This window comes from Actinomycetota bacterium, from assembly GCA_040757835.1.
GTDB lineage: Bacteria > Actinomycetota > Geothermincolia > Geothermincolales > RBG-13-55-18 > SURF-21.
Map to the genome: position 1 here is coordinate 429,083 of JBFLWJ010000001.1, position 21,077 is coordinate 450,159.

Sequence of the window (21,077 nt, forward strand, 5' to 3'; positions counted from 1 at the left end):
GGCCCGTGGTGGTGGGGTGGGCAAGAGAAAAAGACCGCCTTTAGCGGTCTTTTGCTCGATCATCTACGCCGTGGACATCCTGCCCTATTGCGTGCCTTCTCCGTTGTTTCCGGTCGTCTTCTCGTTGAGGTCCTTGATCAGAGCGTCTACATCTATGCCGTGGGCCATGGCCCCCTGCTCGATATTCTCAAAACGCGCAACGGCGCATCCGATACAGTGCAGGCCGTGCTCCAGGAAGACCCTGATGGTCTCCGGATTGCTCTCGACCACCTCCTGGATGGTCATGTCCTTGGTAATCGCCATGTTCTCACCTCCTTATTCGATGCCTCTATAGTGTAGTTTAAGCATAATATTCCTCCGAGGCCAGGGATTTTTTCGCTGCGGACATGACGCAGGTCAGGGTTCCTCCTGCAGCAGCAGGTGTAGATCGAGCAGGTCGTCCCAGCAGATGGGCGGATCGTTCTCCGCCTGTTTCATCTCGATGGGGTGCACGAGCACTACGGGCTCGCTTCCGTTCATGCGCATGAAGTCGATGAAACGACTGTCTGCCGGATAGGCCTGCGCCCCCCCACAGGTACAGCAGATAAAGGTGTAAAAGGTGCCTTCGCCGTCTCCGTGCTCGACCAGGAGGATGTCTTCCAGGGACAGGGCTACCTCTCCGCAGTTGCAGCAACGAGACTTGACCTTTACCATCACGCCTCCTTTACACATATTATACAATATTTACGGTATAAATATATTATGTTATAATAACTACGTCAAGTACCGGATGACGGAAGGCTGATGAAGACTTACAGCGATCAGATCGCCCAGGTATCCACAGCTCTTGCGGACCCGACCCGCCGTGAGATCATGGAATATGTCCTGCGCTCGGACTCCCCGCTCTCCGTGCGTGAGGTCGCAGACTTCTTCGGGCTGCACGCCAACGCCGCCAGGATGCACCTGGACAAGCTGGTCAAGGGAGGCCTGCTCAGGATCGTACGCCAGCGTGGCGCAAGGGGGGGCCGCCCGGCCCATCTATACGATGCCAGCGGTGAGGAGCTCGACCTCAACCTGCCCCCGCGCAGGTACAAACTCCTGGCCGAGGTGCTGGCCGGGGGCTTGGCGGACGGAGGCGCCTCGCTGGCCCTGCGCATGGGGGACGAAGCCTATGCGCGCGGCCGCGAGGAGGCGGTCACCCACTCCTCTCCCCTGGCCTTCATCAAGCGCGGAGCGGGCATGCGCGAAGTCGCCGAAGCCTGGTCGCAGGAGATAGAGAGGAGGGGCCATAAGGCGACCCTCAAGCACCTGGCCGGCGGCGACGTGGAGGCCAGGTTTATAACCTGCCCCTTCGGTGAGTTCTCCCGCAATTACCCCGGCCTTGTATGCGAGATACACCGCCGTATGGAGGAGGGTTTCTTGAGCCTGGGCGGCCGGTTCATCCTGGAGGCCACCGGAGAGAGCTGCGTCTTCGTCATGCGTGACGACGGACCGGAGTGACGGGTTCGGGTCGGGCCTCTCCCCTCCCCCACCACGCCATACGTGCCCTCAGGGTGCCTGAAGCCCGCCGAGGCCTTCTGTCCCCGCCCTCAGGAAGCCGGATGCTCGTCGAGGTTGATGTCGTACTTGAGGAGCAAGTGCTGGTAATCCTTGCGGTAGAATATCTTGCACTTTACCTCGGGATACAGCTCCTTCAGCCGTCGTATCTTGCGGTTCTTCTTTGTTACCAGCTTCTGGTTCATGGTCGTGATCTCGATGAAGAGGTCATACTCGGGAAGGAAGAAATCGGGGGTGAACTTCGAGACCGCGTTGCCCTTCTTGTCCCACTCGATATCGAAGCTCGTCGGCTCGTACAGCCACCTGATGTCGTAGAAGTCGAGCAGGCGCGCGAACTCCTGTTCGCTGCGGTGGGCAAAGCGCACCTCATCCCAACGCCGGTATTCCGTTCCCTGCATCAGGGCTCCACCGTCTCTCGCCGTGACAACTCTTACCGGAAACCGCCCGCCTCATCTCTCCCTGGGGACGAGTATCTCGAAATCGGTCCACTGCACTCCATCGAGGCCGATGCTCTGGGCCGAGCCGTAGGAGAGGTCCAGAACGCGACCGGGCACGAAGGGCCCCCGGTCGTTGACCTGGACGATGGTCTGTCTGCCCCTGAAGGTGACCAGGAGCCAGGTCCCGAAGGGGAACGTGCGGTGGGCGCAGGTATAGTCGTACATATGGAAGATGACCCCGCTCGCGGTGGGGTTGCCATCGAACTCCTCTCCGTAGCACGTGGTGTATCCGGAGAAGACCATCCCGGTGCGCTCGAAGTCGGAGAGGGGCGGCATCACCGGGACCCGCTCCAGCAGCTCACCCGGCGCCGGGACCGTCCACCCCTGGGCAGGTCCGGAGGGAGCGTTGCGCGAGGTCCCGCCGTCGCCCAGGGAGCGGAGGCTCGCGTCCACCTCGCTCAGGCGGGCCTGCAGTTCGCTTATCCTGGCCTCCAGGCCCTCCGTATCCAGGGCCTCGGCCATGCGTTTCCTCTGGGCGTACTGGTCACGCAGCTCTCGCCTCTTGAGGTCCACCTCGTTCAGTTTGGACTTCAGGCGTTCGAGGGTGTCTATGTCCGACTGCATTATGCGGTCGAAGTAGGCGTTGTCTTCCCACAATTCTTCGAGTTCACGCGCTCCGAGGATGACCTCCATCTCGCTCACCGTACCACGCTTGTAGAGGGCGCGCAGCGAGAGGTCATAGGCCTGCTGGCAGGCCTCGAGTTCCTCGTTGAGGCCGGCGATCTCCATTTCCGAGGAAGCGATGGCGGTGTCGAGCCCCGCCAGTTCCGCGAGCATGGCGTCGCGGTTGCCCTGCGCCGTACGCAGGCGGGCCTTGAGCTCCAGGACCTCGTAGGAGAGTCGGTCGGCTTCGTCTGAGAGCGTTGCGGATTCACCCTGGGCGGGCGCAAGGGCGGGAAACAGCAGGCAGGAGAGGATCACTGGCGCCAAGATGGCTGTAAGCGTGATTCCGCGCACCCGGTCGGCCAAAGTCATCACCACGATCTTCTCTTCCCGACGACGGTCTCGACACCCACAATAATATCAAAATACATCTACATGAAGCACAGGTTTACCGGCACGAGTTAGATGTAAGGTTGAGGGAAAGGACTTTTCTAGGTGTAACGTCCGCCCTGGGACCAGGCCTTCGACGTGGCTACCTGCTCGAGCTTGGCCAGCTGGTCTACGGTGCCGATGGCGACGATATAGTCGCCCGGGTCGAGGCGGGTATCCTTCGCGGGCTTGGTGTTGAACCCGAGGCCACGTTTCTTCACCGCCAGCACCAGCGCTCCCGAGATGGAGTATATCTTGGCCTCGTCGATGGACTTCCCGTCCAGGTAGGAGTTGGCCTGGACCTCCACGTCGTCAATACGCCACTCGAGGTTCTCGATGTTGAACTCTATGTACTGCCCCCTGGTGACTAGGTCCAGGTAGTCCCAGACCGTGGGTTTTAAGAGCATGGCCGCCATGCGCCTGCCTCCGATGGAGTGGGGCGATATCACCCTGTCCGCCCCGGCGCGCCGCAGCTTGGGCTCGGATTCCTCGCTGTCCGAGCGGCTGACGATAAAGAGGTGCGGGCAGAGCTCGCGGGCGGTAAGGGTGATATAGAGGTTCTCCGCGTCGCCGGACAGGGCGGAGACCAGTCCCTTGGCGCTCTCTATCCCGGCCGCCTTGAGGCACTCGTCGCTGGTGGCGTCGTCCCTGATGACCAGGAACCCGAGCCCCTCGGCCTTCTCCGCCGCCACCGGGTCCTTTTCGATGACGACGAAGTTGGCGCCGGCGTCCTTGAGGTCATCGGCGATGTGCTGGCCGACCCTGCCGTATCCGCATAATATATAGTGGCCGATCATGGATTCGATATCCTTGCGCATCTTTCTCCTCTCCATCAAGCCGGAAAGGCTGTTCTCCACCATGAATTCTACCGTACTGACCAGGGTATAGCCTACGGTTCCCACTCCGGCGATGATAATGAACAGGGTGAAGACCTCCCCGCCGGTCCCCAGGGGAAATACCTCACCATAGCCGATGGTGGTGATGGTGATGATCACCATGTACAGGGAGTCGAGGAAACTGGCGCCTTCGATGAGCATGTAACCGGCGATGCCGATCACGATGATCGAGATCAGGAGCAGGCCGGCCTTCTCGAGGTTTCTGAGGCGGTCTCTTGTCAAACCCTTCCTTCCCTTTCCATCGGACAAGCCACCGGTCATCAAGAATAGTATCGTACTTGACTGCCGCTAGCTATAATCCATGCCCCGGGGTGGGGGAAGGAGGCAACCCCTGGCGCCGCCGCCGGCCCGGGCCGCATCAGCTACATGAAATCCTCGGGCTTGGCGTCTTTGAGGAAATCGCGGAAACGCTCGATCTCGTCCTCGTCCTCGGTCTGGATGAAGACGCTGGCCTCATTGAGCACGTGCTCGTCCGAGAAGATGGACACGCCGGTCCGCACCGCCAGGGCGATGGCGTCGCTGGGCCTGGCGTCGATCTTGAAGGGCTTGCCGCCGTAGTCCATGGTGATATCCGCGAAGAAGGTGCCCTCGCGCAGGTCGCAGATGACGACGCTCTTCATTGTGATGCCGAGCTGGTCCATGATGTTCTTCATGAGGTCGTGGGTCATGGGGCGGGCCGTCTCGATGCCCTGCAGGGCGAAGGCGATGGCAGTGGCCTCGAAGGCACCGATCCAGATGGGCAGAAAGCGGTCTCCCGTCTTCTCCTTGAGGAGGACGATGGGCTGGTTGGCGGGAAGCTCCACCCGTACTCCTATCAGTGTCAGCTCGACCATGACCATCACACCCTTCCGACTTCAAGGCTAAACTATAGTACCCTCTATCGTCTGTCAATCAGCCTCGATTCTATTTTACCCGAGCCGCGCGCGAAGTTCACTGACGGCGAACACCGGCTTCGCGGGGCCGCTTCCGGCCGGCTGTTTCATGCCACCACGCCGCTGACCGAGCAGATATAGCGCAGGTTTCTCCATTTCTGGAGATGGTCCAGCCCGTATCCAACCAGGTAGTCCTCCCCTACCTCGAAGCCGCTGTAATCGATGTGCAGCGGGGCGATGCGGCTCACCGTTCGGTTAAGGAGGGTGCAGACCCTGATGGTGCGGGGACTGCGCTCCCTGAGGTTGCGCAGGATATAACTGAGGGTCAAGCCGGTGTCGATTATGTCCTCCACGATGAGCACGTCACGGCCGAGGATGCTCTCCGAGAGGTCTTTCACGATACGCACGCCGCTGGATGAAGGGGTGGATTCCCGGTAGCTGGATATGGCCATGAAATCCACGCTGAGGTCGATGTCGACGGCGCGCAGGAGGTCGGCGAGGAAAACGAAACCCCCTTTTAGCATGCCCACCACCGCCAGGACGTCGCCGGGTTCCTGGCGCAGCTCCGCGGTTATCTGCGCTCCCATTTCACGCACGCGAGACGCTATCTCCTCCGCGCTGAAGACGACCCGCTCGAACCCCTCGGGGCGCAAACCGTTACACCTCCCTGTCGGGTCACGGACCTACAGGCCCGGTATGATCCATTTTATCCCGGCCCACAAGGTCCCGAATACCGCCGCGATGAACGCGAGGATGCGCACCGCGAGATTGGGCGTTCGCCTGGCCTCGCTGGCGACCAGTGCTTCCTCGGACTCGTGGGGCGTGCCTGCCGCGATGACCAATTGCCCCATCTCCTGGCCTTCCGCGACGGGGTAGGCCACCCACTCCAGGCTGTTCACCGTGGCCTCCTCGTAGCCCTCGAGGCGGTCCCTGCGCACCGTGAAAACGAGGTCTTCCAGGCACGTGGCGTCGACCTCGCGCCGCGGGAAATCGCCCACCTCCACCCGGGCCAGGGGCTGGCCGCTATAGGCGTACTCAACCGGCGTGAAGTAGTCATAGCCGTAGTCCATGAGGGCCGTTGTCTGGTCCCAGTAACCGTCGCCGCCGTTGAGGATGACGGAGACCAGCTCCCGGCCTTCTCTCTGTGACGATGCCACCAGGCACTTGCCCGCGCCCGCCGTATAGCCGGTCTTGCCCCCCGTGGTGCCCGGGTAGGTCTTGAGCAGTTTGTTGTGGTTCTCCAGGACGCGGGGGAAGGGGTGACCGGGCCAGGGCAGCTCGTAGGTCGTGGTCTCTGCGATCCTCCTGTACTCGGCGATATCCATGGCGTAGCAGGTGATGGCCGCCAGGTCCCGCGCCGAGGTGTAGTGGTTGGGCGCGTCCAGCCCGTGGGGGTTGGCGAAGGAGGTGTGGCCAAGCCCCATATCGCGTGCCTTCTCGTTCATCATCTCCACGAACGCCCCCTCGCTGCCTCCGACGTGTTCCGCGAGGGCCACGGCGGCGTCGTTGGCGGACTGCAGCAGCAGGGCGTAGAGGAGCTGCTCCACCGTGAGCACCTCACCGGCGTCAAGCCAGGCCGACGATTCCCCCACCGCTCCCGCGTAGGCGCTGACGGTAACGCTCTCTTGCAAGGAGGCGTTCTCCAGGACCACAACCGCGGTCATCACCTTGGTGGTGGAAGCCATGGGGAGGGGTTGGTCGGCGTTGTGCTCGAAGAGCACGTCGTCGGTGGCGGGGTCGACCAGGATCGCCGCCGCCGCGCTGATCGCGGGCACCCGCACGTCCTCCGTCTCCAGCAGGAGTCCCTCCCAGCCCGGAAGGTTGGAGGCGGGAAGCACGCTGGCGAGGTAACGCTCGCTCTCCCCGCTCGCGGCCAGGGTATAGATGCCGGATACGACGAAGAGCGCGAGGAAGACCAGGAGAAAGACGGCGGTGGTGATGCGGAGCGGCCGGTTCGACCTGCGAAGGTCACGTTTCTTCCTCCTGCGCAGCTCCTTTATCCTCTTCTCGAGGAGGACGCGCCTCTCCTCGTCCGTCAGTGCCCGGCGAGGCGCGGCGGTTTGCGGGCTGTCTGGCTGGTCTATCTCGTTCATCAAAGAGGAGTTTAGCAGATGGAGGCGGGGATGGTCATTAACCCGAGGTAATGCATGGAACGGGGCGCGGCGGCGGGCGCCGTCCCTTGCGGGGCCCGTTCCCTCAGAGCAGCGTCGTGGCCATCCCGAGGTAGATGGCCAGGGCGGCAAGGCCTATGAAGAGCGTAGAAAACCGTGCCTGGGTGTAGCGCAACTCGCCCTTGACGCGGCGGGATATCAGCGGCAGGCAGATGCCGATCACAGTACCCAGGACCACGGTGATGAGGAGCGTGAGGCCGATAGTCAGGCCGAAGCGCAGGTAGTCCTCCCAGAGAGCGGCCACCACGCCCCCCAGGACCGCCAGGCCCAGCGAGATGATGAAGACGACCCGCAGCTCTCTCCAGGCCAGCTTGAGGATCTCCCGGGCGCTCAGCTCCTTGCCCCCGATCTCCTCGATGACCACGGCTTGGGAGACGATGCCGATGTCCTGTGCCGCCCTCAGCACCAGGGGCAGGTAGAAGACGAGGGTGATGAGGGGGATCAGGCGGTCCTCGAAGGCCGATATGAGCAGGGCGGCCGCCAGCCCGCCCAGTAGAGTGATGAAGACGGAGGGCAGGCGGGTGCGCAGCGACGGCGAAGCCCCCGTCTCCACCAGCTCCAGGCCCCCGATATGGGAGAGGTCCTCGATGGCCTCCTCGCGGATAACGTCGATCATGTCATCGACGGTGATGATGCCCCGGATGGAGTTCTCGTCGTCAATCACGGGAAGGGCGAGGAAGTTGTAACGGCTCATGACGTCGGCGACGGTCTCCTGGTCCTCAGAGACGTTGACCGAGATGACGTCGCGGTGCATGAACTCCTCCACGCTCTCCCCGGGCGGCGACCTCAACAGGTCGCGCAGGGAGATCACGCCCTTGAGGCGGCCCTCGCTGTCCTCGACGTAGATGTAGTACGAGGTCTCTGCGTCCGGGGCGTTACGGCGGAGGTACTCCATGGTCTCCTGCGCGGTGAAAGTACTAGGTACCGAGAGGAACTCGGGGGTCATGCGGCCGCCCGCGCTTTCCTCCTCGTAGCCGAGGAGCTCACGGATGACACCGGCCTCGCGTACCCCCATGATGTTCAGCAGGCGCTCGGCCTTGTCCCTGGGGAGGAGGGCCAGGATATCGGTGGCCTCGTCCGGGGGCATGATCTCGAGCAGGTTTGAGGCCTTTGTCTCCGAGAGGTCCTCGATGACGTCGGCCTGCATGCCTGGCTCCACCTCCGAGAGGGACTCAGCGGCCATGAACGCCCCGAGCAGGTCCAGCAGTCTCTCGCGGTACTGGGGCTCGAGCTGCTCGATGATATCGGCGATGTCGGTGGGGTGCAGCTCGCTCAGCTGTGATTCCGTTACCGTCAGCTTCAGGTCCGGCCGTTGCACCTCCAGGGGCGCCACGTAGTTCCAGGGAATGGTCTTCTCCGGGAGGTTCCCGCCCAGGAGCCGTGCCGCCCGCACCGCTGTCTTCTCCAGGCCGAGGCGGCGCAGCAGCGCCCTCTGGCTCACGTCCACTCCGGTCAGGCGCAAGGCCGAGTCGAACTCGGCCAGGCGCAGATCGTTCACCCTGACCACCTTGTTGCCGTAGAGGTCGACGATCTGGCGGTCGAGGAGGTTGCGCCCCAGCAGCAACCCCGTCTGAGGCAGCTCGCTCTTCCAGATCTCGTCGCGATCGCGGTCGAGCCTGACCTCGGGGGGGCCCAGGGAGGTCACCCATTCCCAGGGCACTGCCACGGTTTCCCGGCGGCCGCGGCGTGAGCGGGACAGGACCAGGTATTCGCTCTGCGGCAGGTTGCCCGGAAAGTCCATTCCGATATCGTGCAACCTGCCGGACACGCGGCCCGAGGCGTCCAGCACCTTGCGCTCCTGGAGATCCGAGAAGAAGATCATCTGCACCTCCACGCGGCCTCACCGCACGGGTCCGGATCGGCGGCGGCGAGGTCGGGGTCGACTCGTCCTGCTAGAAAGGCACGGGTTGGTTTGACTTGAGGAAATACTCCTTCACCCGGTTCTTGAGCAGGAGATCCTTCAGCTCCCTCGAGAGGTTCACCAGCTGGAGCAGGTTGTCCAGCGCCTTGCGCCTGGCCTCGGGGTCCTTGGACTTCAGCGCGGGAGTTATGATCTGCTCGAAGGCCATGGCCTCGCGGTCGGTAAGGTTTTCGTACATGCGCATATGGCGCGGCTCGAGACCGTAACGGGAGAACTCCCTGGCGATGCGGAGTATCTTCACGTCCTCTTTGTCGAAAAAGGGGCCGTCGTCGCCGTCGTGCGCGCAGATGAGGCCGAACTCCTCGAGGGTGGCGACGAAGGACAGCTCGATGTCCAACACCTGTTTTACCTCGTCACGCAGGAGGACGGAGTCGTCGTAAGCCGCCAGGTCCTCGCCGACCTCCAGGGAACCGAGCATGCCTGGGACCAGGTTGCCGGCGCGGGTCTTGCCGCTCTCCAGCTCGTCGATCTTCTCGCGGATCACCTTTAGGGGAAGGTACTTCTCCCGCTGCAGTTTAAGGATGAAGCGCAGGCGTTGGGCATCGGCCTGGCTGAACTTGCGGTACCCGGAGGGCGTCCTTTCCGGCTCGATCAGCCCCTCGCTCTCCAGGAACCTGACCTTGGAGATGGTGAGGTCCGGGAACTCGTCCTTCAGGGACTTCAGCAGGTCCCCGATGCTCATCTTGTCTTTCTGGTCGTGCATTAGCCCCCCTCCTCATCCGCTTCCCGAGAAGAAGAGCAGGCGGAATTTGCCGATCTGTATCTCGTCTCCATCCGCCAGGGGCGATGCCTCTATACGCTCGCGGTTGAGGTAAGTGCCGTTGAGAGAGCCCGTGTCCAGCAGCGAATAGGCGCCACCCTCGCGGCGGATCTCGGCGTGACGCCGGGACACCGTGATATCGTCGAGGAATATGTCGCTCTCGGGGTGCCTGCCGATGCTGATGAGGTCGCGGTTTAGGGCGAACCGCATGCCGGCATCCGGCCCCTTCTTGATCACCAGGATGGCGCCGCCCTCCTCCGGGAACTCGATGGGAAGCGAGACCTCGATCTCCTCCTCGATCTCGCTCTCGACGGCTGGAAGCCCCACCGTGGTCTCGCCGTGTCCTCCCTCCGCCTCGAAGCGGATCCCGCACCGGGCGCAGAAGACGCTGTTCTCCGGGTTGAAATGCCCACACTTGGTGCAGAACACGGCCCATGCCTCCTTCCGGCATCATTCTGCTGGCTTATGCGGCCCCCGCATGCCTGCTGATTGGAGTCTTCTCGAAAACGAGAACCTGCTAACCATAATATAATGCATCGTATCAATTTTAAAGAGAAGGCTTACATTTAGGGTTATATACGAGTCAATCTGCGGTGGGATCGCTGCGGTTGATGCCCATGGCCTCGCTGGCCAGTATCTCGCTCAGTCTGGCGATGTCCTCATCGCTGATGATGGTCTTGCCGTCCTTGAGGTCGTTCTTCTTCCTCCTCACCAGCTCGGCACGGAGAATATCGATCTTTCCATGCAGCACCCTGCGCTGGTAAGAGACCTTGCTCTCCTCTTTCAGCAGCTCCTCGAGGATGCCGCGGAGCTCCTCGTCGTTCTTGCTGCTGTAGTCAATGTAAACTTCATGTGGAGGAACTTCCTGAGCCTTGCCCTTCTTACCGCCCATCCGTAAAACCCTCCTTATGTCCGGGAATTGATTCCAAGTTGATTCTAACAGAATATCCACATGGCTATAAGACCTAATGTTCCCGGCGGGGACCCGTGCCGGTCATCGGGGAAACGCCCGTGATTCGGGGTTATACAGCCACTGCGGTGAGAGATAGGCCCCGGTTAGGTCGTCCGCGCGCTTTCCCTCTTCCGCCGAGAGGCCCCCTTCCTCCAGCACGGCCTGGAAGGCATCCGCGAACCCCCGCCGGAACGCGTCCGCCACCTCCGACCAGGAGCGGCGGCAGCCGGTCTCGTCCAGTGACATGCAACGCGACCGGAAGTTACGCAGCTGCCTTCCCCTGTTCTCATCATCGGCGAACCTGAGCAGCTCGTAGAGCAGCTCCGAGTGGTCCTCGAGGAGGATGGAGCCATGCTGGAGTATCGCACCGTGGCGGCGCACCTGTGCGCTTCCACACAGCTTGCGGCCGGCGCATTCCAGGTCGGCCCGGGTGCTGGCGGCGAAGCAGGCCCCGCCGGCGGAGCGGTAGTCGTCGCCCTCGCGGGTCAGGACGTCGGCGTCGATGCCCAGGATCTCGAGGGCGCGCAGGATACCTCTGCAGATGACGCGATAGGCATCCACCACGCCGTCCGGCATACCGCTTCCGGGCGGAAAGACGATACTGTAGGTGAAATCGCCCGAGTGGAGGATGCTCTTGCCACCGGTGGGCCTGCGCACGACATCGATCCCCTTGGCGGCGCATGCCTCCAGGTCGACATCGTCCACGGACTGAAAGCGTCCCAGGGAGAGGGCGGCCGGAGACCAGCGGTAAAAACGCAGGGTGGGGCGGAAACCGTCGCGGACCGCGGACTCTAGCAGGGCCTGGTCCAGGGCCATGTTCCTTGCGCCACTCGCTGGCGGCGAGGGAAGAAGGCGCCAGGGCACGGACGTTATCCCGGACTTCCCGCTCAAAGCAGCTCCGCGTGCAGGACCTCTTCCAGTTGCTGGAAGATGAAACGGTCGGTCTCCTCGCTCAACGAGGCCACGCCGTCGGTGAAGACCGCGACGCCGTAGTTGCGCATGGAAGCGTCCAGGGCGGTGGCGTAGACGCAGATATTGGTGAGGACACCTGCAAGGTAAAGCTTGCGCACCCCCATCTCGCGCAGGTAATTGTCCAGGTCGGTGCCGAAAAAGGCGCTGTACCTGCGCTTGGGTACGATGTAATCTCCCTGCCGGGGCCGCAGGTCGTCCACGACCGCTCCACCCCAGGTGTCGGACACGGCATGCGCCGGCCAGTAGCGGAACTCATGGTCGTCCTCACGGTGGCTGTCGGTCACGTAAATGACCGGGATATCCCGGTCCCTGGCCGCGGCGAGGATCACCTGGAGGCGCGGAACGATCCTCCTGGCGCCAGGTACCACCAGGGCCCCTCCCTCCTCGATGAAATCGTTCAGCATGTCGATGATGAGCAGAGCGCTCTCGGGCTCGAAAGCAACGGTCATCTTTTCCACTCCTCTCCCTTCATCCCCCCGCGATGTCCGCTATCTTCCTGGTGAAATCGCCGATGATGAGGGCGGCGCGGGTGTCATTTTCCGCCTCACAGATGAGATGCAGCGAGGGTTCGTCGGGGTCGGGCAGGACGAGCAGCCATGCCCCTCCGTCCAGAAAGACCTTGATGCCGTCGATCAGCTCCAGGCTGCCCTCGCTCAGCTCCTCCACCAGGCGGCGCATGATCAGGCCCTTCTGTTCCCATGAGGCCGGGATCTCCACCGAGAGCATGTGGACGGCCGGCAGGCCATCCACCAGCTCCGACAGCGGGACGTCGCGCAGGCTCAGGCTATCGAGGAGGATGGCTGTGCTGGCCATGGCGTCGTAGGTCGGGAGAAAGGAGGGGAAGATGAACCCTCCGCTGCCCGCGCCGGCGAATATCACCCCTTCCTCCAGTGAGGCCCGCATGAGTTCGCCGCGGCTGACCTTGGTTCGGATGACCTCGTTACCGCACCTGGCGGCGATCTCTTCGATCTGGGATGTCATGCTCACCGGCACGGCTATCTTCCCCCCGCGCCCGGTCTCGCACAGCAGCTTCACGAAGAGCATGAGGGCCGCTTGGGGGTGTACCTGCCTCCCCAGGTCGTCCAGGAGGTACAACCTCTCCCCCGCGTTGTCCATGAGCACTCCCAGCTCGGCGTCTGAGGTCTTGACGATATGCGAGAGGTTCCTGAGGGCGGCGTTGAGCTCGTCCTGGTTAAGGGTGACCTTCTTTTCGTCGGTAAAGCTGTTGAGACTGAGGACGTCGCAGCCCATCTTGCCGAAGACCTGGGGCATTATGATACTGGTGCTCCCGAAGGCGTAGTCCACGGCCATACGGAAACGCCGCCGGTTGAGCCGCTCCAGGTCCAGCTCGGCCAGGAGCGAGGTCGTATACATCTCCAAGACGCGCGGAGGGAAATGGATCGCCCCGATCTCACCCATGAAGGCCCGCCTGAAATTGGCCTGGTAATAGACCTTCTCGATGTCCCGCTGCCTCGCCTCCGAGATGTCGATTCCCAGCTCGTCGAAGAAACGTATCTCGATGGACTGGGGGTCGAAGGCGGAGATGCGCACGTCGATCCCGCCCATGGCCCTCTCGACGCCGATGGCGAAGCGGTTCACCGGTGATGGCGATACCTCTAGGTCGGCCGCGTTGACGCCGCAGGCATTGAGGCCGGCGATGATCGCCCTCTTGACGGTGCGGGCGGCGCGTGAAGCGTCGCGGGAGGTCACCACGGTGGAGCCCAGGAGCAGGCCGGAGCCGTAGGCCATGGCGATACGCAGGGCCTGTTCCGGCGTGATGTCTATGTTCATGATCCCCGAGACTGCCTTCTTGCCGAAGAGCGTGCGCAGCCCCTTGGACTCCCAGACTATGCTGGTGTTCACGGTGGCGCCCGTCTCCACCGTCTTGAAGGGATAGATCTTGACGTCGTGATTGACGAGGGCATTCTCCCCTATAAGGCACTCGTCCCCGACCACCACGCCCTCCTCGAGACGGACGTTGCCCTTGAGATCACAGTTCTTCCCTACCACGCAGCCCCTGAGATGGGAGTTAGCGCCGATGTAGGAGTTGTCGTAGATGAGGGCGCGGTGTACGAAAGAGTCCTGCTTGACCACCACGTTGTGGCCCAGGGTGGTGTACTCTCTGATCACGGCGCCCTTCTCGATCTTGCAGTGGTTGCCGAGGACCACGGGACCCCTGATCTCCGCGGTGTCCTCCACGTCCACCCCCTCACCCATCCATACGTTCTCCGCGATACGGAAACCCGGGGGGTCAATGAGCACCTTGCGGTCAAGGATGTCCTTGTGCGCGGCGATGTATTGCTCGAAATTGCCGATATCGCACCAGTAGCCGTCGGCGACATAGCCGTAAAGGGGCTCTCCCCGCGCGAGCAGCATGGGGAAGAGGTCCTTGGAGAAATCGAAGGACTGGCCGTCGGGTACGAGGTCGAGCACCTCCGGCTCGAGCACGTATATGCCGGTGTTGATGGTGTCGCTGAAGACCTGCCCCCAGTTGGGCTTCTCGAGGAAGCGCTCGATGCGCCCGCCCGAGTCGGTGACCACGATGCCGAACTCCAGCGGGTTGTCCACCGGCACCAGGGTCAGGGTGGCCATGGCCCCGTTATGGCGGTGGAAATCGACCACCTTGGTGAGGTCTATGTCGGTGAGGGCATCGCCGCTGATGACCAGGAAGGTGCCGTCGATGAAGGCGGCGCTGTTCTTGACGCTCCCCGCGGTCCCCAGGGGCACGAACTCGGTGGAATAGGTTATGGAGGCGCCCCAGTCCCCGCCGTCGCCGAAATAGTTGCTGATGAGCGTGGGCAGGAACTGCAGGGTCACGATCATCTCCGTGAAGCCGTAGCGCGTGAGCAGGTTGACGATGTGCTCCATCATCGGGCGGTTGACCACGGGAAGCATGGGCTTGGGCTGGTTGCTGGTGAGGGGCCGCAGGCGTGTGCCCTGCCCTCCCGCCATGATCACCGCTTTCATGCCCGGACCTTCCTCGCCGCTCACGCCAGGTAGTCCATGACCAGTATGAGGGTCGCCTCGGGCAGGTCGTCAGGGGAGAGGTGCACGGGTACCTTCCCCACCCTCTCGACGGTTTCGAAATGCGAGACGAAGGGCCCCTCCGTCTCGATGGGAAAGGAGCAGGCGTCGTTGCGGAAGTGCATGGGTATGGCAATATGCGGCTCCAGGTCCTTTACCACCCGCGCGGCCTCATCCGGCGCGAGGGTGAAGAACCCCCCCACCGGGACGAAGATGACATCGGCCCCCGCCAGCTCCCGTGCCAGCCCGCTGTCTGGAAGATGGCCGAGGTCGCCCAGGTGCACGAAGGTCAATCCCTGCATCTCCCAGCGGTAGACGATGTTCGCCCCTCTCTCGGCGCCTCCCTGGGAGTCGTGATAGGTCGGGAAGCCGGATATGCGCACACCGCCGACTTCGCGGGGCGAGGGGTCGCGCACCACCAGCGGGTCTCCCTTGACCAGGCCGATGTTGGAGTGGTCGGCATGGTCGTGGCTGACGAGCACGATATCGGCGGCCACATTGGGGAGGGGGTAACCGACGTAGTCGGCGTACGGGTCCGTGACCAGCCGGTGCCCGGCGCCATCCTCCAGCATGAACATGGCGTGGCCCAGCCAGCTGACCCGCACCGCCCGCGTCAGGTCCTGCTCCTCGGTGTAGCGAGAGGACATGGTCTCACCTCCTGAGCTATGGTTTTCAGCCGCCGCCCGCCCGGACCAGTCCCCCATTCATGCGAATACCGCCCGGGCAACACCGGCGTACGGAACGGCAGCTAGCCCTCCTCGCCGCTCTCGGTGCCGCCGGCCTTTAATGACTTTATTCCCCGCCGGATGTAGATGAAACCGCTGACGTACGAGAAGACGATACCCGCGCAGAAGACCACGAAACCGATGGGATCGACCTTGTCGAAGAAAGCTCCTCCCGCGGCCTCGGGCAGGTTCCAGGCGATGAACAGGCAGATGGCCACGAAGAGGAGGGCGGTGGCCGCCTTGCCCGTCCAGTGCACGGCCAGCTTCTCCCGCGCCTCCTTGTCCCGTATCCCGATGAGCGGCGCTCCGGCGAGCATCAGCACGTCTCTGGCCACGATGAGCACGCCCATCCAGATTGGGAGAAAACCGCGCCACATCAGGGCGATGAGCACGGAGATTACCAGGAGGCGGTCAGCCAGCGGGTCGACGAGCTTGCCGAACTCGGAGATGGTGTTCGTGCGGCGCGCTATCTGCCCGTCGATGAAGTCGGTGGAGGCGGCGAAGATGAACACGCCCACCGCCCAGTAGTGGGCGGCGTCCACCGTCTCTTTGGACATGATGGATATGAGCCACAGTACCACCGGTATGAGGATGATGCGCAGGCAGGTGAAGAAATTGGCTATATTCCTCTTGATCAAAGCGTGACTCCTTTCCTGCCGGCCCTTATACGAAAAAGGGCGGAAGGTCTATCCCGCCCCTGTGGCCTGGTCGGGATGGCCGGATTTGAACCGGCGACCTCTTGACCCCCAGTCAAGCGCGCTAACCAAGCTGCGCCACATCCCGTAAGTCTCTGCTTCCAGGTTTCTAATTCTATAGACCGCAAACGACCTTTGCAACGACTCGGTTACGACTCGGTTACGACTCGGCTACCCCGTGCTACCCCGGTGATTCAGGATCCGGCAGACCCATTGTCCTCCGCGGGATCGTAGAGGTTGACGCGGTTGCGCCCGCTCTGCTTCGCGCGGTAGAGGGCACGGTCGGCCATGTCGATGAGCTCGTCGCCCTCACGGGCATCGTCGGGGAGGTTGGCGACCCCGATGCTGACGGTGAGGTTGCCCCCCGGCTGGTCCTCCTCGTAAGGGAAGAGGTGCTCCTGGATGACGCGCCTGATACGCTCGGCCATGTGGTATGCTTCCTGCCTGCCCACCTCGGGGATGATCACCGAGAACTCCTCTCCGCCGTAGCGGAAGACGGTGTCGACGTCGCGCGTGTTCTGCTGCAGCAGCCCCGAGAGGATGCGCAGCACCTCGTCGCCGCGGGGATGGCCGTGCTGGTCGTTATATATCTTGAAGAAATCGATGTCGAGCATGATGAAGGAGAGGGGGCGGCCGTAACGTATCGACCGCTTTACCTCCTCCGACATCACCCTCCTGAGGTACCTGATGTTGTAAAGGCCGGTGAGTTCGTCGGTGATGGCCAGGCGGTTGATCTCCTCGAAGAGCTGGGCGCTCTCCACCGCCAGGCCGATCTGCTCGCCGATGGCGTTGGCCAGGGTGGCGTCCTCCTCGTCGAAGGCGTTGTGATAACGGCTGGCCATGTGCAGGATGCCGTAGACCTTCTTGCCGGAGCGTATGGGCACACATAACACCGAACGTGTCTCCGGGTCCACCAGCATGTTGGGGCAGCGGGAATCGTTGCTCACGTCGGTGCTCAGGTAGGTGGCGTCGTGGCGCAATACGAAGCACCCGCTGACGGTCTCGAAGGGGTGGCTGAGGTGGCGGGCCATGTATTCCTCGCTGTAACCGAAGCTGCGCACCGTCTCCATGAGTTCCGTCTTGTGGTTGATAATGTTTATTAGCGCCTTCTCCACCGCGAACAGGCCGCGGATGACGTCCAGGGCCAGGTTATATAGCTGGTCGAGGCCGGACACGGTGCTGATGGCATCGACGACCCTGATGAGGCTGGTCAACTGGGCGACCTTCTCCTCGCTGCGGCGGTAGAGCAGGGCGTTGTCCAGGAAGACCGAGATATGTGGGGCCAGGAGCGCCGTCAGTTCGAGGTCGCTCTGCCTGAACCCCAGGCGGTCCAGCTTGTTGGCCAGCACGATGATGCCGATGCTCTTCCCCCTTGCTACCAGGGGGCAGGCCACGAGGTCGAAGACGTTGTAATCGGGGGCGAAAGGCAGGATCTTTATCTCGCCGGAGTGGCGCCGCGTCACCAGCACCGGCTTGGCCCTGAGAAAGCAGTCGGAGAGCACGCCGGGATCGGACAGGCTCATCCGCAGCTGCGAGGTGCTGATGTAATCGAGGCCCAGCGAGGGCTGTTGGGCATCGAGGGTGTAAGCGGCCTCGTTGTACAGAAACACCATGGCCACTTCCGCCTTGAGGACCTCGGCCATGCGCTGGGTGATCTCCTTGAGCACGTTATAGAGGGCAGGGCTCTTACTGGAGCTCTTGCTTATCTCGTAGAAGATCCTGAGGCGGTAACGGTCCTTGAGGATCAAGTCCACGATGAAGATGTTGATGAGGGTGGCCCCGACTATATATGAGTACCGCACCAGCAGGGCCTGGGAGAGGTTGTAGCCGGGGGGAGTCTGGCTGTCCAGGAGCACTACGGCGGTGTACCCCGCCAGGCAGAGGACGCATGCGTAGGCTGCGCCGCGGTACCCGTCATAGATGCCGCCGATGAGTGGGACGGCGCCCAGGAAGAGGAAGGTGTAGCTCTCCACCCCTCCACAGAAATAGATGGTGGCGCTGAGGAAGAAGATGTCGCCAATGGCCACCAGCCATGCGTACGGCCCCCTGAGGCTCAGGTGATCGTGGAAGGAATAGCAGACGATGGCGTAGATGAAGTAGGCGGCCATGAGGATGTAGAGCGGGACGAAATCGACTTCCCCTCCCAGGGAGATATCCAGGTGCACCAGCTGGGTGATGGACAGCAGCAACAACGCGAATATCGCCCGTAGCAGCAGTTCCCGCATGCGCGTGCCGCGCGTCTCCGACTTGTCGAGATCGGTTTCGTATATCATCCCCTGCCCGTCCTCGAGAAGACCACAAGCTGGCGCCGCAACCCGCCGGGTCGGCTTCTTCATCTTCCTGGAGACCCGCTCCGGGCTTACTACATCATATTATCAACCGCTATTACAGCCAATCCCCGGGTGCGAGCGCGTGGGGTATGGCGTATACGGGCAAGGGCGGAGAACGGGGCCGGCCTTAATCGCGGTCCTTCGCGGTGTCGGCGTAAGGCGCGAGCCGGTGCAGCGCCCCGGCGGGAATATCGGCGGTGATATGGTGGCCTTCCTCGTCGGACTCTATCTCCAGGACTTGCCCGACCCTGTAGATGAAGGCCAGCAACTCTCCCTCGTGATGCGGGATAACGGCGCGCACCACGCGGGATGACGACAGGTGCGCAGACATCCTCTCCAGCAGGTCGGGCAGGCCCTCGCCGCTGACAGCAGAAGTGAAGACCCCCCGGTGCAGCAGCCTGGCAAGGCGCTCGCGCTCACCCGCCGGCACCAGGTCGGCCTTGTTGAGGACATAGATGGTCGGGATGTCGCTGGCGCCGAGCTCCTCCAGCACCTCGCCCGTGGCATCTATTTTTCGCTTCAAGTCGGGCGATGAGGCGTCGATCACGTGCAGGAGTACGTCGGCTTCCCGGACCTCCTCCAGGGTCGACTTGAAGGCCTCGATGAGCTGGTGCGGCAGGTGGTCTATGAAACCGACGGTATCGGTTATCACCGCCTCCCTCCCCGCCGGCAGCACGATACGCCTGGTCACGGGGTCGAGGGTCGAGAAGAGCTGGTCCTCTACGACGACACCCGCCTGGGTGAGGGCGTTGAGCAGAGAGGACTTGCCGGCATTGGTGTAGCCCACCAGGGCGAAGGTGGATACGGCCTGGCGCTCTCGCCGCTTGCGCTTCACTTTCCTCACCAGCGATAGGTCCTTGAGTTCACGGTCCAGGGTCCTGATGCGGGTCTTGATGCGCCTGCGGTCCACCTCGAGCTTGGTCTCTCCGGGGCCCCTGGTGCCGATGCCTCCGCCCAGGCGGCTCAGTTCGACGCCCTTTCCGGCCAGGCGCGTGAGCCCGTAACGGAGCTGCGCCATCTCCACCTGAGCCTTGCCCTCCTTGGAGTGGGCATGCATCGCGAAGATATCGAGGATGAGGGCGGTGCGGTCCAGCACTTTGACCTGCAGTTCGTTCTCAAGGTTGCGTTGCTGTGACGGCGTGAGGTCCTGGTCGAACACCACCAGGTCGGCCCCGCTCGCGGCCACGGCCTCCGCCAACTCCTGCAGCTTTCCCCTGCCCACGAAGGTGGCCGCGTCCGGACGCGGACGCGCCTGCAGCAATGTCACCACCACCTCCGCGCCCGCCGTCTCCGCCAGAGAGCTCAGCTCCGCGAGGCTCTCCTCCGCCGTATCCCGGGTGGCCTCTCCCCAGCGCAGCCCCACCAGGGCGGCTCGCTCCCTCTCCACGGCGGTGTCGGCCGCGCCCCTGCTATGGTATTCATCCATGCGCATCACGCTCCGCCGCTTTCGGTGCACGAGAGGTCCTGCGTGCCGGAGGGATACCGGGCTTCCCACGCCGCTATCAGGAGAACGCCTGTTTGAGCCGGTCGACCCCTTCCAGGAGGCGCTGGTCAGGAAGGGTGAGCGAGAACCTTACGAAACCCTCGCCCCGGGAGCCGTATGAGGACCCCGGCGCCACCACGATAGCGGCCTTATCAAGGAGTTCGCTGGCGAAAGCGCTTGAACTGAGACCCGCCGGGGTCTTCATCCACACGTACAGGGTGGCCCTGGGCGGGGTCACCTCCCAACCGACGCTGCGCAGGCCTTCCACCAGGGTGTCGCGCCGGTGGCTGTAGACCTCGCGGTTGTGTCTTACGCAGTCCTGGGGGCCTTCTAGAGCGGCAACGGCAGCCAGTTGCACCGCGTCGAAAACGCCGGAATCGACATTCTCCTTGACCTTGGCGAAGGCCGCGATGACCTCCGCCCCGCCCACCGCGAACCCCACGCGCCACCCGGTCATGTTGTAGGTCTTGGACAGGGAATGGAACTCCACCGTCCTCTCCCTGGCCCCGGGTATCTCGAGGAGCGAGGGGGCGACGTAACCGTCGAAGGTTATCTCTGAATACGCAAGGTCATGGGCGATGATCACGTCGTACTTGCGGGCATAGAAGAGCAGCTCCTCGAAGAAGGCATGGTCGGCCACGGCCGCCGTGGGGTTGTTGGGGTAGTTGAGGAAGAGCAGCCGGGCCTCTCGCCAGACCTCTTCCGACACGGAGGAGAGGTCGGGCAGAAAACCCGCCTCCTCGCCCAGGGGCAACGCCTGCGGTATCCCCCCACAGAAGAGCGTGGAACTGTTGTACACGGGGTATGCGGGGTCGGGGACCAGCGCCACGTCTCCGGGGTCCAGGAGGGCCAGGGGAAAATGCGCGATGCCCTCCTTCGAACCGATGAGGGTGAGGACCTCGGTACCCGGGTCCAGGGAGACGCCGAAGCGCCCCTCCACCCAGGCGGCGGCGGCTTCCCGGAAGCGGGGCATGCCCCGGTAGGAGGGATAACGGTGGTGTTCGGGTTTGCCGGCCTCCCGGCACAAGGCCTCGACGATATGGGGCGGCGTGGGAAGGTCGGGATCCCCGACGCCGAAGTTGATGATGTCTACACCCTGGCTCCTCTTCTCCTCCACTCGCCGGTCTATCTCGGCGAAGAGGTAGGGCGGCAGCCCCTGCAGTCTCTTGGAAAGGTTCAAGGCAACTCCCTTCGGCAGATCTTGCCCATAG

General features: G+C 63.0%; 21 protein-coding genes and 1 tRNA gene. 1 reads left to right on the plus strand and 21 read right to left on the minus strand.

The features are described 5' to 3' along the window. Positions 1 to 84: 84 nt before the first annotated feature. Both AB1384_01930 and AB1384_01935 read right to left on the minus strand, forming a co-directional pair. Positions 85 to 303 (minus strand): DUF1858 domain-containing protein, encoded by a 219-nt coding sequence (locus tag AB1384_01930; GenBank protein ID MEW6553031.1) that lies wholly within the window; start codon positions 301 to 303, stop codon positions 85 to 87. Between the two features lie 93 nt (positions 304 to 396). After that, positions 397 to 693: a hypothetical protein gene (locus tag AB1384_01935; protein ID MEW6553032.1), complete on the minus strand. Its 297-nt coding sequence runs from the start codon at positions 691 to 693 to the stop codon at positions 397 to 399. A 90-nt stretch (positions 694 to 783) separates the two neighbouring features. Here AB1384_01935 and AB1384_01940 point away from each other — a divergent pair, with 90 nt between their 5' ends. After that, positions 784 to 1,479: a helix-turn-helix domain-containing protein gene (locus AB1384_01940; protein MEW6553033.1), complete on the plus strand. Its 696-nt coding sequence runs from the start codon at positions 784 to 786 to the stop codon at positions 1,477 to 1,479. An 89-nt stretch (positions 1,480 to 1,568) separates the two neighbouring features. Here the strand turns inward: AB1384_01940 and AB1384_01945 are convergent, their stop codons facing one another. The 19 genes from AB1384_01945 to AB1384_02035 all read right to left on the minus strand — a co-directional run bounded on the left by AB1384_01945 (position 1,569) and on the right by AB1384_02035 (position 21,046). After that, positions 1,569 to 1,934, minus strand: a complete 366-nt coding sequence (locus tag AB1384_01945; protein MEW6553034.1) for a hypothetical protein — start codon at positions 1,932 to 1,934, stop codon at positions 1,569 to 1,571. A gap of 51 nt (positions 1,935 to 1,985) precedes the next feature. After that, complete coding sequence (locus AB1384_01950) at positions 1,986 to 3,008, minus strand: RlpA-like double-psi beta-barrel domain-containing protein (GenBank protein ID MEW6553035.1); 1,023 nt, start codon at positions 3,006 to 3,008, stop codon at positions 1,986 to 1,988. 119 nt (positions 3,009 to 3,127) lie between these two features. Beyond that, entirely contained in the window at positions 3,128 to 4,183 is a 1,056-nt protein-coding gene (locus AB1384_01955; GenBank protein MEW6553036.1) for a potassium channel protein, read from the minus strand. Positions 4,184 to 4,323: 140 nt separating this feature from the next. After that, positions 4,324 to 4,794, minus strand: a complete 471-nt coding sequence (locus tag AB1384_01960) for a bifunctional nuclease family protein (GenBank protein MEW6553037.1) — start codon at positions 4,792 to 4,794, stop codon at positions 4,324 to 4,326. Between the two features lie 146 nt (positions 4,795 to 4,940). Beyond that, positions 4,941 to 5,486: a hypoxanthine phosphoribosyltransferase gene (gene hpt / locus AB1384_01965; protein MEW6553038.1), complete on the minus strand. Its 546-nt coding sequence runs from the start codon at positions 5,484 to 5,486 to the stop codon at positions 4,941 to 4,943. A gap of 30 nt (positions 5,487 to 5,516) precedes the next feature. Further along, a complete protein-coding gene (locus tag AB1384_01970; GenBank protein MEW6553039.1) occupies positions 5,517 to 6,926 on the minus strand; it encodes a D-alanyl-D-alanine carboxypeptidase family protein in 1,410 nt (469 codons plus the stop codon). A 103-nt stretch (positions 6,927 to 7,029) separates the two neighbouring features. Next, positions 7,030 to 8,826, minus strand: coding sequence for a magnesium transporter (gene mgtE / locus AB1384_01975; GenBank protein ID MEW6553040.1), 1,797 nt, complete (start codon positions 8,824 to 8,826; stop codon positions 7,030 to 7,032). Positions 8,827 to 8,896: 70 nt separating this feature from the next. Next, complete coding sequence (locus AB1384_01980; GenBank protein ID MEW6553041.1) at positions 8,897 to 9,628, minus strand: MerR family transcriptional regulator; 732 nt, start codon at positions 9,626 to 9,628, stop codon at positions 8,897 to 8,899. A gap of 12 nt (positions 9,629 to 9,640) precedes the next feature. After that, entirely contained in the window at positions 9,641 to 10,114 is a 474-nt protein-coding gene (locus AB1384_01985) for an FHA domain-containing protein (protein ID MEW6553042.1), read from the minus strand. A 154-nt stretch (positions 10,115 to 10,268) separates the two neighbouring features. Further along, a complete protein-coding gene (locus tag AB1384_01990) occupies positions 10,269 to 10,577 on the minus strand; it encodes a hypothetical protein (protein MEW6553043.1) in 309 nt (102 codons plus the stop codon). A gap of 102 nt (positions 10,578 to 10,679) precedes the next feature. Then, a complete protein-coding gene (locus tag AB1384_01995) occupies positions 10,680 to 11,528 on the minus strand; it encodes a biotin/lipoate A/B protein ligase family protein (GenBank protein MEW6553044.1) in 849 nt (282 codons plus the stop codon). Continuing rightward, the gene (locus AB1384_02000; protein ID MEW6553045.1) at positions 11,525 to 12,058 is read right to left on the minus strand and encodes an isochorismatase family cysteine hydrolase; all 534 of its coding nucleotides are present in this window, start codon (positions 12,056 to 12,058) and stop codon (positions 11,525 to 11,527) included. The genes AB1384_01995 and AB1384_02000 overlap by 4 nt, the downstream gene beginning before the upstream one ends. 19 nt (positions 12,059 to 12,077) lie before the next feature. Further along, positions 12,078 to 14,576, minus strand: a complete 2,499-nt coding sequence (locus tag AB1384_02005) for a sugar phosphate nucleotidyltransferase (protein ID MEW6553046.1) — start codon at positions 14,574 to 14,576, stop codon at positions 12,078 to 12,080. Positions 14,577 to 14,596: 20 nt separating this feature from the next. Continuing rightward, positions 14,597 to 15,280, minus strand: coding sequence for an MBL fold metallo-hydrolase (locus tag AB1384_02010; protein ID MEW6553047.1), 684 nt, complete (start codon positions 15,278 to 15,280; stop codon positions 14,597 to 14,599). Positions 15,281 to 15,381: 101 nt separating this feature from the next. Beyond that, positions 15,382 to 15,996, minus strand: coding sequence for a CDP-diacylglycerol--glycerol-3-phosphate 3-phosphatidyltransferase (pgsA, locus tag AB1384_02015; protein ID MEW6553048.1), 615 nt, complete (start codon positions 15,994 to 15,996; stop codon positions 15,382 to 15,384). A gap of 67 nt (positions 15,997 to 16,063) precedes the next feature. Further along, positions 16,064 to 16,141, minus strand: a tRNA-Pro gene (locus AB1384_02020). 106 nt (positions 16,142 to 16,247) lie between these two features. Beyond that, entirely contained in the window at positions 16,248 to 18,326 is a 2,079-nt protein-coding gene (locus AB1384_02025; protein MEW6553049.1) for a diguanylate cyclase, read from the minus strand. Between the two features lie 184 nt (positions 18,327 to 18,510). Further along, a complete protein-coding gene (hflX, locus tag AB1384_02030; protein ID MEW6553050.1) occupies positions 18,511 to 19,809 on the minus strand; it encodes a GTPase HflX in 1,299 nt (432 codons plus the stop codon). A 76-nt stretch (positions 19,810 to 19,885) separates the two neighbouring features. After that, positions 19,886 to 21,046 (minus strand): LL-diaminopimelate aminotransferase, encoded by a 1,161-nt coding sequence (locus tag AB1384_02035; protein ID MEW6553051.1) that lies wholly within the window; start codon positions 21,044 to 21,046, stop codon positions 19,886 to 19,888. Positions 21,047 to 21,077: the final 31 nt, after the last annotated feature.

Excerpts from the sequence above, each read along its gene's own strand:
- AB1384_02005 (MEW6553046.1), bottom strand. The coding sequence starts at position 14,576 with ATGAAAGCGGTGATCATGGCGGGAGGGCAGGGCACACGCCTGCGGCCC.
- AB1384_01945 (MEW6553034.1), bottom strand. The coding sequence starts at position 1,934 with ATGCAGGGAACGGAATACCGGCGTTGGGATGAGGTGCGCTTTGCCCAC.
- AB1384_01960 (MEW6553037.1), bottom strand. The coding sequence starts at position 4,794 with ATGGTCGAGCTGACACTGATAGGAGTACGGGTGGAGCTTCCCGCCAAC.
- AB1384_01970 (MEW6553039.1), bottom strand. The coding sequence starts at position 6,926 with ATGAACGAGATAGACCAGCCAGACAGCCCGCAAACCGCCGCGCCTCGC.
- AB1384_01935 (MEW6553032.1), bottom strand. The coding sequence starts at position 693 with ATGGTAAAGGTCAAGTCTCGTTGCTGCAACTGCGGAGAGGTAGCCCTG.
- AB1384_01940 (MEW6553033.1), top strand. The coding sequence starts at position 784 with ATGAAGACTTACAGCGATCAGATCGCCCAGGTATCCACAGCTCTTGCG.
- AB1384_01930 (MEW6553031.1), bottom strand. The coding sequence starts at position 303 with ATGGCGATTACCAAGGACATGACCATCCAGGAGGTGGTCGAGAGCAAT.
- AB1384_01990 (MEW6553043.1), bottom strand. The coding sequence starts at position 10,577 with ATGGGCGGTAAGAAGGGCAAGGCTCAGGAAGTTCCTCCACATGAAGTT.
- AB1384_01980 (MEW6553041.1), bottom strand. The coding sequence starts at position 9,628 with ATGCACGACCAGAAAGACAAGATGAGCATCGGGGACCTGCTGAAGTCC.
- AB1384_02025 (MEW6553049.1), bottom strand. The coding sequence starts at position 18,326 with ATGATATACGAAACCGATCTCGACAAGTCGGAGACGCGCGGCACGCGC.
- AB1384_01950 (MEW6553035.1), bottom strand. The coding sequence starts at position 3,008 with ATGACTTTGGCCGACCGGGTGCGCGGAATCACGCTTACAGCCATCTTG.
- AB1384_02000 (MEW6553045.1), bottom strand. The coding sequence starts at position 12,058 with ATGACCGTTGCTTTCGAGCCCGAGAGCGCTCTGCTCATCATCGACATG.
- hflX (MEW6553050.1), bottom strand. The coding sequence starts at position 19,809 with ATGGATGAATACCATAGCAGGGGCGCGGCCGACACCGCCGTGGAGAGG.
- mgtE (MEW6553040.1), bottom strand. The coding sequence starts at position 8,826 with ATGATCTTCTTCTCGGATCTCCAGGAGCGCAAGGTGCTGGACGCCTCG.
- AB1384_02010 (MEW6553047.1), bottom strand. The coding sequence starts at position 15,280 with ATGTCCTCTCGCTACACCGAGGAGCAGGACCTGACGCGGGCGGTGCGG.